Origin of the sequence: Spirosoma sp. KCTC 42546 (assembly GCF_006965485.1) — a bacterium.
Classification (GTDB): Bacteria; Bacteroidota; Bacteroidia; order Cytophagales; family Spirosomataceae; genus Spirosoma.
Genome location: NZ_CP041360.1, coordinates 8,203,467 through 8,217,621 on the forward strand (window position 1 = coordinate 8,203,467; position 14,155 = coordinate 8,217,621).

Sequence of the window (14,155 nt, forward strand, 5' to 3'; positions counted from 1 at the left end):
AGCCGCGTCCGGTAAAATCGGGCACGGCTTTTTTATGTAGTTCAAGAAACGACTTACTCCTTTATCAAACTCACTCCACCCATTTCGGCTGGTTGTGGTATACCCATCAATTGCAGGATCGTGGGAGCAATATCGGCAAGTTTACCATCATTCATGGCTGGATGATAGTCCTTATCGACCAGAATACAGGGCACTAAGTTAGTTGTATGAGCCGTATTCGGCGTTCCGTCATCATTAGTCATGTATTCGGCGTTACCGTGGTCAGCAATGATAATGGTTGTATACCCATGCGCCAGAGCGGTTTCGGTAACGGCCTGAGCACAGGCATCGGCGGTTTCGGCAGCTTTCACAACAGCCGAAAAAACGCCGGTATGGCCTACCATATCGGTATTGGCAAAGTTCAGGCAAACGAAGTCGACTTCTTCTTTCTCCAGTTCAGGAATAATTGCGTTGCGGATATCATAAGCGGCCATTTCGGGAATCTGATCGTAGGTTTTCACAGGTATGGTAACCTCAACACCTCGATCGTCACGAATCACCATTTCTTTCGGTGAGGGGCAGAGAAGCCGCTTTTCACCCAGGAACGGCTCTTCGCGTCCGCCCGAAAAGAAGAAGGTTACGTGTGGATATTTCTCGGTTTCGGCAATCCGGATCTGCTTCCTGCCTGCTCCAGCAATAACCTCACCCAGCGTGTTTTGTAGATTGTCTTTGTCGAAAATGACTTTTACCCCCACAAACTCATCGTCGTATTTGGTCATGGTGATGTAATCCAGATTGAGCTTTTTCATACCCTGTTCTGGAAAATCTTTCTGCGTCAATGCCTGCGTAATTTCACGGCCCCGGTCGGTACGGAAATTAAAGCAAAGCACCACGTCGCCATCTTCAATAACCGCAACGGGCGAACCATCGGCCTTGGAAACGATAAGCGGCTTAATAAACTCATCCGTTACACCCGCATCATACGACGCCTGCAATGACTTGGTAATATCAGCAGCGGCCACTTTTTCGCCTTCACCGCGTACCATCGCATCGTAGGCAACCTTAACGCGTTCCCAGCGATTATCGCGGTCCATTGCATAATAACGACCGATGACGCTGGCGATCTGGCCCGTTGTAGCAGTCATATGCGCCTGCAAGTCAGTTAGATACCCAACGCCCCCCTTGGGATCTGTATCGCGGCCATCCGTGAAAGCGTGGACGAATACGTCCGTTAAACCGTACGTTTGTGCGATAGATAGTAATCCTTTTACGTGTTCAATATGCGCATGAACGCCCCCATCGGAAACTAAGCCGATAAAATGGACTTTCTTACCGTTGGCTTTCGCATACGTCAGGGCATCGACCAATACAGGCTCTTTATCAAGGGTATGCTCTTCAACCGCTTTATTGACTTTTACCAAATCTTGATAGACAACCCGACCGGCACCGAGGTTCATATGCCCTACTTCGGAGTTACCCATCTGACCCGCAGGTAAACCAACCGCTAATCCCGAAGCCTCCAGCTTACTGTTTGGATATTTGGGATACAACGAATTCATAAACGGTGTGTGCGCCGATTCAATAGCCGACACTTCGGGTTTGAGCGGAATGCCCCAACCGTCGAGAATGATGAGAATGACTTTTTTGTTCATAGGTTCAATGAGTGAATGAGTGAAAGAGCGAAAGGGTGAAAGAGCGAAACCATACGGTAACTTCACTCGTTCACTCCTTCGCTCTTTCGCTCATTAAGATTATGCTGTTGAATTAAGTACGTGAGTAGCTGTCGGCAGCAGCGTAGGGCAATTTGATACACCTCTTCAAAAACCTCTGGGCCTTCATAGTACGGGTCTGGCACATTAGGCTGATCGTTTACATCAGGATCAAACTCACGAAGTAAGAATATGGTGTCGTTGGAGTACAAGCCCGTGCTACGGTAGTTCAGCTTCTCGATGGCTTCGAGGTTAGTTTCATCCATCGCCACAAAGTAATCGAACTGGGCCAGATAGTCGCCAGTTAACCGGCGGGCGCGGTGTGTTAGCGTGAGTCCATGCTCAAGCGCGTTTTCCCGGGTTCTCCTGTCAGAAAGCTGACCAATATGAAAGGATGCTGTCCCGGCCGAATCGGCCTGTATCTGTTTATCGAGCCCTGCGTCGGCGACTAGCTGCCTAAACACACCCTCTGCTACCGGCGACCGGCAGATGTTACCGTAACAGACGAAGAGGACGTTTAGCATGGGGCAGGGAGCGTGGGGCTCGGAGCATGGAGTTCGGAGCTCGGCATGTTACCTACCCTGCTCTATGCTCCTGGCTCCCAGCTATTTTTCAAGTGGTTCATTATGCTCATCGACAATGACGAACACATCTTCACCCGGCTTTTTCATTAGGTATTCTTCACGGGCAAACTTCTCGCGAAGCCGGTCACTACCGAATACTTCCCGGCGCTCTACCTGCAACGCTTTAATTTTATCCTGGTAATAGCTGGTTTCCTCATTCAACTTGTGCAGCTTCCACCAGTTTCGGATTTGTGTTGGCAAGTCGTTCGCATCAAAAAACGTCATCCACAATAAAAGCCCTATGCCAGAAGCGACATAGAAATTACCGAGTTTGCGAAGGATTTTTTGTAGCATGAGAAAAGCGCGGGGCACGGTGCACGGAGCGGGGAATCTAGTAGCTCTTCCCTGCTCCGTGCACCGTGCTCCCTGCTAGAATTTAAGTCCTGGGAAATACGCCGTTTCGCCTAATTCCTCTTCGATACGAAGCAGTTGGTTGTATTTCGCCATCCGGTCTGAGCGCGAAGCTGAACCGGTTTTGATTTGACCTGTATTCAACGCCACTGCTAAATCAGCGATGGTAGCATCTTCGGTTTCGCCCGAGCGGTGCGACATAATGTTCTTGTACGAATTGCGCTTCGCCAGGTTTACGGTATCAATCGTTTCGGTCAACGAACCGATCTGGTTTACTTTCACCAGAATTGCATTGGCAATGCCTTTGTCGATACCTTCCTGCAGGCGGGTTACGTTCGTTACAAACAGGTCATCACCAACCAGTTGAACCTTCGTGCCTTTCAGCTCGTCGGTGTGTAGTTTCCAGCCAGCCCAATCGTCTTCGGCCATACCATCTTCAATGGACAGGATGGGGTATTTAGAAGCCCAATCTTTCCAGAAGCCAGCCATTTCCGCCGAAGTCAGCTTGTCGCCAGTTGATTTTTTGAAATGATAAACACCTGCTTCAGCATCATAGAACTCCGAAGAAGCAGCATCCATAGCAATCCAGACATCTTCACCTGGGCGGTAGCCAGCTTTCTCGATAGCCTGCATAATGGTTTGAATCGCTTCCTCGTTCGACTTGATGTTCGGGGCAAAACCACCTTCATCACCAACGTTGGTAGCCAGACCCATTTTCTTCAATACGCCTTTGAGGGTATGGAAAATTTCGGTTCCCATCCGCAGCGCTTCCGAAAAGCTTGGCGCATTGGCGGGCATAACCATGAACTCCTGGAAGTCAATGGAGTTATCGGCATGCGAACCACCATTCAGGATGTTCATCATGGGCACAGGTAAGGTATTGGCATTAACGCCACCGATGTAACGGTAGAGTGGCAAACCTGCTTCCTGTGCAGCCGCTTTCGAAGCAGCCAGCGATACGCCCAGAATAGCGTTTGCGCCTAAACGGCCTTTGTTTGGCGTGCCATCCAGTTCAAGCATAATTTTATCAATCATGCTCTGCTCAAAAACGGAAATACCGACCAATTCCGGAAAAATAAGTTCGTTGACGTTAGATACGGCTTTCAGAACGCCTTTGCCAACGTAAACCTTTTTGTCATCATCGCGAAGTTCAACGGCTTCGTGAGTGCCTGTCGATGCCCCCGATGGAACGGCAGCACGGCCCAGAAAACCATTTTCGGTGCGGACGTCCACTTCAACAGTCGGGTTACCGCGTGAATCCAGAATCTGTCGGGCATGAATGCTTTGAATGGTACTCATTGCAGAGAATTAAGAAGGGGTTAATAACGAACACGTCTTGGCGTATCGGTATATGGAATTTGACTCCCAAGCCATTAGCCGATTAGCTTACTAGCTGCAAAGTAACGAAATACAGGGCAAAACTTCAGAAAAGGAATGGGATTGGTTCGTTACTTCATGAATAATTAATGGTCTACAGGGTCCCGAAACAGAAGTTATCAGAAAATGTTGTCTATTTGTGTGCTCATAATTCACCACTAAACCAGCCATACCTATGCGAGGGCTCTTATATTTTCTGTTATTTTTATTAGTTGTTTTTGGCGTACTCTACGCACTTACCGGCTGGAGCTATAGCGATGGCGAGCGTGCCGGAACGGTTTCTAAATTCAGTCGGCGGGGTTTTATCTTCAAAACCTACGAAGGTGTTCTGAATGTTGGAGGCTTTTCGGGTGAAACAGGGTCGCTAACGCCCCAATATTTCGATTTTTCGGTAAAGGATGATGCAGTAGCTGCCCAGGTTACAGAGGCCGTTAAAACCGGCCAACGGGTGACATTGCATTACGAAGAAAAGATCCTGAAGTTTCCCTGGAACGGCGAAACTAAGTATTATATCACGGCTGTAGAAATCGTTGGCCCAGCCGCTCGCCCCTATGGCGATGGGTCTGCTTATCCAGGTTATCAGCCTGGGCAAGCCCAACCCGCTCAGCCCCAGGCACAACAGCCTAGCCCGGCTCAGCAACCCGCTACAGCCGACTCAACTCTATAGTTGAACCAATCCCTTAAAAGCCCATCAATCTGCCTGAAAATAAGGCAATTGGCGGGCTTTTTCAGCGTTAAATTTTCTACCTAAATCCGCAGCTAAAAAGCCCCAACTATTTTCAAAAACCGTTTGGTAATCCGGCGATTTTTGGGTAATTTTATCTGTTTAAACAACCATCCTAACATGGCAAAATCAGATACGGCGCAAGCCACAGCATCTGCTAATGACAGTAAATTAAAAGCACTTCAAACCACAATCGAGAAACTTGATAAAGCGTTTGGCAAAGGCACGGTTATGCGCCTGAGCGATACGAAAGTTATCGATGTTCCGGTTATTTCAACTGGCTCGCTGGGGTTGGATTTAGCCCTTGGTATTGGCGGCATGCCACGTGGTCGTGTCGTTGAAATCTACGGGCCAGAATCGTCAGGTAAAACCACCTTAACGATGCACTGCATCGCCGAAGCCCAGAAAGCAGGTGGTCTGGCGGCCTTTATCGACGCTGAACACGCATTTGACCGTGTTTACGCTGAAAAGCTGGGCATCGATACAAAAAATCTTCTTATTTCACAGCCAGACAATGGCGAACAGGCGCTTGAAATCGCTGAGCATCTCATCAGTTCGGGTGCTATTGACATTATCGTTATTGACTCGGTTGCCGCACTGGTGCCAAAAGCTGAGATCGAAGGCGAAATGGGCGAAAGCAAAATGGGCTTACAAGCTCGTCTGATGTCGCAGGCCTTACGGAAACTCACCGGTACCATTAACAAAACGGGTTGCTGCTGTATTTTCATCAACCAGCTTCGTGAAAAGATCGGTGTGATGTTTGGTAACCCCGAAACCACAACGGGCGGTAATGCGCTGAAATTCTACGCATCGGTTCGTCTTGACATCCGCCGGATTGGTCAGATCAAAGAAGGTGCCGATAACATTGTGGGTAACCGTACGAAAGTGAAAGTTGTCAAAAACAAACTGGCAGCCCCTTTCAAAGTTGTTGAGTTCGACATCATGTACGGCCAAGGCATTTCGAAAGTTGGGGAAATCCTGGACTTATCCGTTGAAATGGAGATTGTTAAGAAATCAGGTTCCTGGTTCTCGTATGGCACCAGCCGTTTGGCACAGGGTCGCGATGCGGTGAAAGAACTATTGCTCGACAATCCAGAACTGATGGCCGAAATTGAAGGCAAGATCCGGGCTAAAATCGCAGAAGACGATGACGTTTTACTTGATCCCGTTCTGGCAGCTACCGCGGCCGACGATGAAGGTGAAATCGATGATTAATTTCTTTGTAGTACCGACCGTCCCGGTCGGGTGTGGAAATCGACAGTGATTTGTCTATTCTCACACCCGACCGGGACGGTCGGTTTTACTAGAATTCGTCGTAGATCGGCTTCACATAATTCCATTTCCAAGTCTTCCAATCTTCACATAAACCAGCTTTTACTGGATTCATTAGTACATACCTCACAATACGGCGAAGCTCATCGGTATCTCGAACCAAACGGTCATACGTTTCTTCTTCCCAAAATTCACCATTTAAATTGAGCAATACATTTGCCTTGTGTGCTGTATAGCTTTTGATCGAATGCATTAATCGCTTTAGTGAATTCACTTTTCCTGCTTCAATCTCCTCTCCCGTTAACGTAAAAACGGCATGCACATGATTAGACATAATCGTGTAGGCAATTAAGTTAATACGTTGACCATCCCAGAAATGCAAGGACTCAGCGACTAACTGAGCCACTTCTTGATTCGACAAATAGGCTGGACAATAAGCACATAAATCCAGTAAACCATCAAAACGGCCAAAGTAACGACGGCTTAATTTGTCGGAAACTTTGATTGAATAACTGTCTGACTTGGTTAAACGGAGCTTCTCCGCGTATACTCTTCACGAAGTTGTTGCTTAACAGTAGCTGGTAAAGAGCTATGAAGCCGATAGGTAACGAAGAACGTACTTGATAGTGGCTGAATATGAGGGAGTTTACGGCGATATATCTCTGGTTCCATATCTGTAGTGCCGACCGAGACGGTCGGGTGTGACATAGGACACTGAGACATAGTTATAGTCACCTGCTCGTAAAACGACCGTCCCGATCGAGTGTGAGAATAGACGGATGAATTGCCTAGCTTCACACCCGACCGGGACGGTCGGTACTACAAAAATTTATCGTTTTTCAAGCGGTACGAACTCCCTCAGAGTTTCGCCAGTGTAAATTTGGCGGGGACGACCGATTGGTTCTTTTGTTTCACGCATTTCTTTCCATTGTGCAATCCAGCCCGGCAAACGACCGATAGCGAACATTACCGTAAACATGTTGGTTGGGATGCCCAATGCGCGATAAATAATACCTGAATAGAAATCGACGTTCGGGTATAGTTTGCGCGATACAAAATAATCGTCATGAAGCGCTGCTTCTTCCAGGCCTTTAGCGATTTCAAGTACGGGATCATTAACACCCAGCTTACTCAACACATCGTCGGCAGCCTTTTTGATAATCCGAGCTCGGGGATCAAAGTTCTTATACACACGGTGACCAAAGCCAAATAACCGGAAGCCAGTTGTTTTCGCATTCTTGGCCATTTCTACGTATTTCGACACATCACCCCCGTCGGCTTTGATGTCTTCGAGCATCTCAATGACTTCCTGGTTAGCGCCACCGTGGAGCGGTCCCCACAACGCACTGATGCCCGCCGAAATAGACGAATAAATGTTGGCCTGCGACGAACCAACCAGTCGTACGGTTGAGGTCGAGCAGTTTTGCTCGTGGTCAGCATGCAGAATAAGCAGAACGTTCAGGGCCTCGGCTACTACCGGATCAACTTTATACTCTTCGACTGGCAACGAGAACATCATGTTCAGGAAGTTCGGGATGTAGTCAAGATTATTTTTAGGGTAGTTCATTGGATGACCCAATGCCCGCTTGTACGACCAGGTAGCAATAGTGGGTAGCTTAGCCAGCAGACGGATAATGTGTAAGTCCGTTTTATCTTCTTCTTTCCCAGACTCTAAATCTGGGTAAAACGCACTCATTGCACTCACTAACGACGACAAAACGCCCATCGGGTGTGCTTTGACTGGAAAACCATCGAAGATTTTCCGCATATCTTCGTTAACCAGGGTATGCCGACGAATAGCCGTTTCAAACTGCGTAAACTGTTCCTGGGTTGGCAATTCACCATATATAAGCAGGTAAGCTACTTCCAGAAAGGAAGCCTTTGCAGCCAGGTCTTCAATGGAATAACCCCGATATTGCAAAATACCCTCTTCACCATCTAAAAACGTAATGGCACTTTTTGTAGCACCAGTGTTTTTATAACCCCGGTCTAACGTAACGTAGCCGGTCTGATCACGTAGATTTGAGATGTCGAAGGCTTTTTCATGCTCGGTCCCCTCTAGTGTTGGGAATGAATAGGATTTACCATCGACAGTTAATTCAGCGGTGTTTGCCATACAAAAACGGGGTAGAGTTAATCAGAAGTAACGAATTAGCGGCTTGTTGAGTACCAGGATGAAGTGGCATTAAGTGCGTTGTTCAACGTAGTCCAAACGCCGTAACCAAACTGTCCGGGCGAAATTAGCCCAAAAATCTAAACGACAGATGAAATTGTTGTAAAAAAGCCATGTTACGGTTGTATTAAGCTGTAACATGGCCTCTCAGGGTACAATTTCTCCTTATCGTTTGTAAAAAACGCCCCCTTTCAGCACCGCCCGAACCCGATATAAATCAGCGATTGTTTTTGAGGGATCACCTTCTACTGCCACCAAATCAGCCAGTAAGCCGGGTCGAACGCGTCCCCGGTCGGCCAGGTGAAAAACGTCGGCGTTTACCGACGTAGCCGAACGCAACACATCAATAGGTTTCATGCCATAATCTACCATCATCACCAGCTCACGCGCATTATCGCCGTGACTGAACACGCCTACATCGCCACCAGCGCAGATTGTTACGCCTGCATCTAATGCCTGTTTAAACGTCACACGCTTTTGTTTGATTCGTTCCGGTTCAGATTCCTGCCCTTTTTTCCAGCCTCGATATTGGCTCACGGCATCACCCGCAGCCAGTGTCGGGCAGAGTGCGGTGCCGTGCTGCTTCATAAGCGCGAAGATTTCGGGAGTTCCGGCATCGCCATGTTCAATCGTTTCGCAACCGCCTAAAATAGCCCGGCGCATTCCCTCGGCGGTACCTGCATGCGCAACGACTGCCCGGCCACTACTTTTAGCAACTTCAACAATGAGTTTAATTTCGTCAATGGTGTAGGTTGGACGTGCTTCAGCCATTAAGCCCCAGCGGTAATCGGCGTAGATTTTTATGGCATCGGCCCCTTTACCAATCTGCCGACGGACGGCCAGAATGAGCGCATCATGACCATCGGCCTCTTCAGCGCCTTGTGGTACATCGATGTCTGGACTAAATCCTTTAGGGGCATAACTCCCAGTGGCAATGAGCGCCTTCGTGACAACAATCATGCGCGGACCTTGAATAATGCCTTTATTGATCGCCTGCTTTAAGCCTACATCATCATAATCTGCCCCTTCGGTACCAAGATCACGTACGGTTGTAAAGCCTGCTAACAGCGTTTTCTGCGCATGAACGGTTGCCCTTGCTACCCGTAGCGAGCGAGCTTCTTTCAACACCTGATCATCCCAGGGCGTTTCATTATAGGGATGTAATAATAGATGCGAGTGCCCTTCAATCAGACCGGGAGTTAGCGTTGTTCCTTTCAGGTCAATGACTTCAGCGCCCGTTGCCGATACAGAAGATGCAGGGCCCGCTGTTTCAATTTTATCGTCTTTTACACGTACCACCCAGCCCTCATGCATAGTTTCGCCATCGAAGACGCGGTCGGGTTTAAGAAGATAGGTCGATTGCGCAAAAAGTGATACGGGGAGACAGATTAAGAAGAGATATAGTTTGTTCATGAGGAAGTGAGTGAGCAATCTCAAAAATACGCAAAAAAGAGCCAATTGAGGCTCTTTTTGTGTTGTCAGATGTAAGCATCTGACAACACACTACGGTTGGATATCCAATCAATAACTGATAGGTCAGCTACGCTTGTTTGAAATCACATCCCACACACCTTTCCCAAAAACCAACACCACTAACGCCGGGAGCAAAATAGCCCCTGCCCGGAAACCAGCGCCCGTAAGCTTATAAATGCCTGTATTGTACTGAGAAAAACTCTGAAATAAGTAATAAACAGACCCCACCAGTAGTGCAATAGTAATACCGATCGCTACTGGCTGACTCAACCGACCAGCTAACCAGGTTATCAAGATAGACACACTAATTACTATTGAAACGGTTCCGATAGCTTTAGGGAACGTTTCAATAGCGCTGTAATCAAAAAAGAACACCCCAGCCTGACCAATCAGATTGGGGTGTGCCAATAGCCAGCCGTCCAGAACGACGAGCACAAGGAGCAAAATGTAGAAGAATGGGTTACGCATAAATCAATTAGAAAACTAAAGGCCCAACAAAATGCGGCACGTTGATAACGCACAAAAAGCAGTACTCATTATGTGCCATAAAATAACAAACAAGACACAAAAAAAATGGATCAAGTCACTATATTTGAGCATTGTATCCACACAACTAAATACAATCAAACTGGAAATAATATCCTCCATCTGGGTTGTAAGAGACACTTATATCGCTACAATCCAGAAAAGAGAGGCTCAAGTAACAAACCACAGTAACAGAAATAAGAGCAAAGCATTTTCATTAATATGAACAAAAAAAATTGGTATACTTTTATAGATATAACGCTTTGCTGGAATTTGACACTTTGCTTTATCTTATTTACTATTATTGGTACGCTCTCCCACGAAGCTGGGCATTTACTTATCGCTAAATTAATGGGCTTTAAAGGCGGACGGATTACTTATGGCAGTACTTATACGGGTCATACTTCTGCCACCGATTCTCTTGATTATTATTATAAAAAATTCCGACATGAATTAAAAAATAAAGTTATTTTTCCAGAGAAAACGGATATGAATCATTTAGAAAAAAAAATGATTCATATCCGTTGCTATTTTCAGTGGGGAGGTCCATTACAAACCATGCTTACCGGTACTTTGGGGCTACTAATATTATTTCTTATAAACAGAAAAAAACGTGACTTACAGCTTGACTTATCTAATTCAGACTGGCTATGGGTATTCATCGCTCTATTCTGGCTTAGACAGGTTGCCAATTGTTTTATGATGTTTATGCTCCTAATTTTTAAAGGAGTATACGGCCGTGGAGATGAAACTCGCCTGTCAAAATACTACGATTTACCCCCGTGGACATTAAATGTGGTTACGGGTGCGGTAGGCGCTTTTGTCCTACACTACGTCATTTTTAAGTTCATTCCTCCGCATCAGCGATTTACGTTCGTTGTAGCTGGGCTTGTTGGTGGCGTGTCAGGCTATATCTTGTGGCTACATATGTTAGGGCCTATTGTACTACCCTAATAGCAGAACGGCTAGTAGCCCCATCCGTCGTATGGACATGGGGCGACTAGCCAGTCGTTGTCAACGCCTATGCCTTGCTCGCTGTCAACTCCATCTTCAAAAACTTACCCGTATAGCTTCCTTTCACCTCGGCCACCTTTTCAGGTGAGCCTTCAGCGATGATGTAACCGCCTTTGTTACCACCTTCCGGACCCAAGTCGATGAGGTGGTCGGAGACTTTGATCACGTCTAAGTTGTGCTCGATAATCAAAACCGTATTTCCTTTATCGGCGAGTTTATTTAATACGTCGAGCAAGTGGGCAATGTCCTGAAAATGCAGCCCCGTGGTTGGTTCGTCGAGGATATAGAGCGTTTTGCCGGTGTCTTTTTTGGACAGTTCTTCCGCAAGTTTTACCCGTTGTGCCTCGCCACCCGATAGCGTAGTAGCGTGTTGACCGAGCGTGATATAACCCAATCCTACGTCGTTCAGTGTTGATACTTTCCGCAGGATTTTGGGTTGACTGGCAAAGAAGTCTAACCCTTGCTCAACGGTCATGTCGAGGACATCCGCAATGGATTTTCCTTTGAAACGAACCTCCAGTGTTTCGCGGTTGAAGCGTTTGCCTTTGCAGGTTTCGCACATCACATGCACATCGGGCAGAAATTCCATTTCGATCTTCTTCATGCCCGCGCCCTCGCAATCTTCGCACCGGCCCCCTTTCACGTTGAACGAGAACCGACCAGGTTTGTAACCACGAATTTTAGCTTCGGGAAGTTCGGCAAACAGGGTTCTGATTTCGGAAAACATACCCGTGTAGGTAGCCGGATTCGAGCGGGGTGTACGCCCAATGGGCGACTGATCGACCTCAATCACTTTGTCCAGGTACTCCAGCCCTTCCACCGTTTTAAATGGCAGCGGCTCACGCTTCGACTTATAAAAATGGCGATTCAGTACAGGAAACAAGGTTTCATGAATCAGCGATGATTTACCGCTGCCCGATACGCCCGTAATCGTCACCATCCGACCAAGCGGCAATTTCAGCGTTACGTTTTTCAGATTGTGTCCCGTGGCATTCTTGATGATTAGAAATTTACCGTTACCTTTTCGTCGTTCGGCTGGCACCTCAATAGCGCGTCGGCCGCTTAGGTAATCGGCGGTGGTACTGCTACCAGCCACCCCGGCATATTGGTTTTTCAGGAATTCCTCGGGTGTTCCCTGATTAACAACCTGCCCACCGTGCCGGCCAGCGCCGGGACCGATGTCGAGAATAAAGTCTGATTCGAGCATCATGTCTTTATCATGCTCCACAACTAGAACCGTATTCCCCAAATCGCGCAGATTTTTTAGCGAGTCAATCAGTTTCACGTTATCGCGCTGGTGCAGACCGATACTCGGTTCATCCATGATGTAGAGCACACCCACCAATTGTGTTCCGATTTGCGTGGCTAGTCGGATACGCTGCGCTTCACCACCCGATAAAGTACGTAGCGGACGATCGAGCGTCAGGTAATCGAGGCCAATGTCGAGCAGGAAGCCGATACGCTTGCGAATTTCCTTCAGAATTTCTTTCGCAATGACTTTCTGTCGATCAGTCAGACGACTTTCTACGCCTGTAAACCATTCCGTTAACTCGGATATGTCCATGCGAGCCAGTTCAGAAATATTCTTCTGGTCGATTTTGAAATAGAGCGATTCTTTTTTCAGTCGTGCACCCTGGCATTCCGGGCAGGATTTAATGACCATAAAATCCTTGAGCCACTCCTGAATTTTATCCGTGCTGTTTTCCTGCTGCCGTTTCAGGAAGTTAACAATCCCCTCGAATTTAAAGCTGTAATAATCCTCCCCAACGTATTTTTTCGATGGCACGGTTGCTTCTTCCTCTGTACCATACATCAGCGCATGGAGCAGATCTTCGGGAAACTTGACAACGGGTGTGGTCAGGTTAAGCTTGTATTTCTTCAGGATCGCTTCGATCTCCTTGAAAATCCATAATTCGCGGTATTCGCCCAGGGGAGCAATAGCACCCCGGCTAATACTCAGCGACTTATCCGGGATAACAGATTCTTCCGTGATTTCTTCAACGACACCTAATCCATTACAAACTGGGCAGGCTCCATAAGGTGAGTTGAACGAAAACGAGTTGGGCGATGGCTCATCGTAGCTGATTCCCGATTCGGGGTCCATCAGATTCTGCGAGAAATAGATCAACTGCCCTTTCCCATCCAGCATCTGCATGGCACCTTTGCCCTGTTTAAGTGCTGTCTGGATCGACTGACTCAATCGATAGCGATCATCTGCTTTCGGGACAAGCCGGTCAATAACGATCTCGATGTCGTGAATTTTGTAGCGATCCAGTTGCATCTTCGGTGCAATATCCTGGACCACGCCATCCACCCGTACTTTGGTGTAGCCAGTCTTGGCAATCTGTACGAACAGTTCGCGGTAATGGCCCTTCCGGCTTTTAATAATAGGCGACAGCAGGGTTATTTTCTGTCCGGCATATTGCTCCAGAATGGTGTCAATAATCTGGTCCTGAGATTGACGTTCCATTTTCCGCCCCGTAATGTACGAGAACGCTTCGCCCGCACGAGCGTAGAGCAATCGAAGAAAGTCGTAGATCTCGGTGGTGGTCCCCACCGTTGAGCGGGGGTTTTTGGAGGTTGTCTTTTGCTCAATGGAAATTACCGGACTCAGGCCGTTGATTTTATCCACATCGGGCCGTTCCATGTCGCCAATAAACGAGCGGGCGTAGGCCGAAAAACTCTCCATGTAGCGCCGTTGTCCCTCCGCATAAATTGTATCGAAGGCCAGCGACGATTTACCGCTTCCGCTAATACCTGTTACAACAACCAGCTTATTGCGAGGAATTGTAACATCAATATTTTTGAGATTATGTTCACGGGCACCGAGGACCTCAATCTGGTCGTATCCCGTCAGGTCAATATCAGTTAATTGTGGCTTTTCTTCAGTCGTCACGTTGGATTGGCTTATTCCAAGGAACAACGTAAAACGGGT

Annotated in this window: 12 protein-coding genes; 3 read left to right on the forward strand and 9 right to left on the reverse strand. The window is 47.5% G+C overall.

Translation table 11 applies throughout. The features are described from left to right. Positions 1–53 precede the first annotated feature (53 nt). The 4 genes from gpmI to eno all read right to left on the reverse strand — a co-directional run bounded on the left by gpmI (position 54) and on the right by eno (position 3,961). Positions 54–1,631, reverse strand: a complete 1,578-nt coding sequence (gene gpmI, locus EXU85_RS33390; RefSeq protein ID WP_142776224.1) for a 2,3-bisphosphoglycerate-independent phosphoglycerate mutase — start codon at positions 1,629–1,631, stop codon at positions 54–56. A 62-nt stretch (positions 1,632–1,693) separates the two neighbouring features. Next, complete coding sequence (locus tag EXU85_RS33395; RefSeq protein ID WP_142776225.1) at positions 1,694–2,212, reverse strand: low molecular weight protein-tyrosine-phosphatase; 519 nt, start codon at positions 2,210–2,212, stop codon at positions 1,694–1,696. An 81-nt stretch (positions 2,213–2,293) separates the two neighbouring features. Beyond that, positions 2,294–2,605, reverse strand: coding sequence for a septum formation initiator family protein (locus EXU85_RS33400; RefSeq protein WP_142776226.1), 312 nt, complete (start codon positions 2,603–2,605; stop codon positions 2,294–2,296). A 75-nt stretch (positions 2,606–2,680) separates the two neighbouring features. Next, positions 2,681–3,961, reverse strand: a complete 1,281-nt coding sequence (gene eno / locus EXU85_RS33405; RefSeq protein ID WP_142776227.1) for a phosphopyruvate hydratase — start codon at positions 3,959–3,961, stop codon at positions 2,681–2,683. A gap of 253 nt (positions 3,962–4,214) precedes the next feature. Here eno and EXU85_RS33410 point away from each other — a divergent pair, with 253 nt between their 5' ends. Together EXU85_RS33410 and recA are read left to right on the forward strand one after the other, a co-directional pair. After that, positions 4,215–4,706 carry a hypothetical protein gene (locus EXU85_RS33410; protein WP_142776228.1) on the forward strand — a complete coding sequence of 164 codons (492 nt, stop codon included), beginning with the start codon at positions 4,215–4,217 and terminating at the stop codon, positions 4,704–4,706. Positions 4,707–4,883: 177 nt separating this feature from the next. Further along, the gene (gene recA / locus EXU85_RS33415; RefSeq protein WP_142776229.1) at positions 4,884–5,978 is read left to right on the forward strand and encodes a recombinase RecA; all 1,095 of its coding nucleotides are present in this window, start codon (positions 4,884–4,886) and stop codon (positions 5,976–5,978) included. 88 nt (positions 5,979–6,066) lie between these two features. On the opposite strand, the gene EXU85_RS33420 is transcribed toward recA, so the two are convergent. The 4 genes from EXU85_RS33420 to EXU85_RS33435 all read right to left on the reverse strand — a co-directional run bounded on the left by EXU85_RS33420 (position 6,067) and on the right by EXU85_RS33435 (position 10,149). Next, on the reverse strand, positions 6,067–6,456 hold the full coding sequence (locus tag EXU85_RS33420; protein ID WP_142776230.1) for a transposase: 390 nt from the start codon (positions 6,454–6,456) through the stop codon (positions 6,067–6,069). A 408-nt stretch (positions 6,457–6,864) separates the two neighbouring features. Then, a complete protein-coding gene (locus tag EXU85_RS33425) occupies positions 6,865–8,151 on the reverse strand; it encodes a citrate synthase (protein WP_142776231.1) in 1,287 nt (428 codons plus the stop codon). A 222-nt stretch (positions 8,152–8,373) separates the two neighbouring features. Beyond that, the gene (locus tag EXU85_RS33430) at positions 8,374–9,621 is read right to left on the reverse strand and encodes an amidohydrolase family protein (RefSeq protein WP_142776232.1); all 1,248 of its coding nucleotides are present in this window, start codon (positions 9,619–9,621) and stop codon (positions 8,374–8,376) included. 123 nt (positions 9,622–9,744) lie between these two features. Further along, positions 9,745–10,149, reverse strand: a complete 405-nt coding sequence (locus EXU85_RS33435) for a hypothetical protein (protein WP_142776233.1) — start codon at positions 10,147–10,149, stop codon at positions 9,745–9,747. A gap of 279 nt (positions 10,150–10,428) precedes the next feature. On the opposite strand from EXU85_RS33435, the gene EXU85_RS33440 reads away from it, so the two are divergent. Then, entirely contained in the window at positions 10,429–11,160 is a 732-nt protein-coding gene (locus EXU85_RS33440; protein WP_142776234.1) for a hypothetical protein, read from the forward strand. Positions 11,161–11,227: 67 nt separating this feature from the next. On the opposite strand, the gene uvrA is transcribed toward EXU85_RS33440, so the two are convergent. After that, entirely contained in the window at positions 11,228–14,116 is a 2,889-nt protein-coding gene (gene uvrA, locus EXU85_RS33445; RefSeq protein ID WP_210422423.1) for an excinuclease ABC subunit UvrA, read from the reverse strand. Positions 14,117–14,155 lie beyond the last annotated feature (39 nt).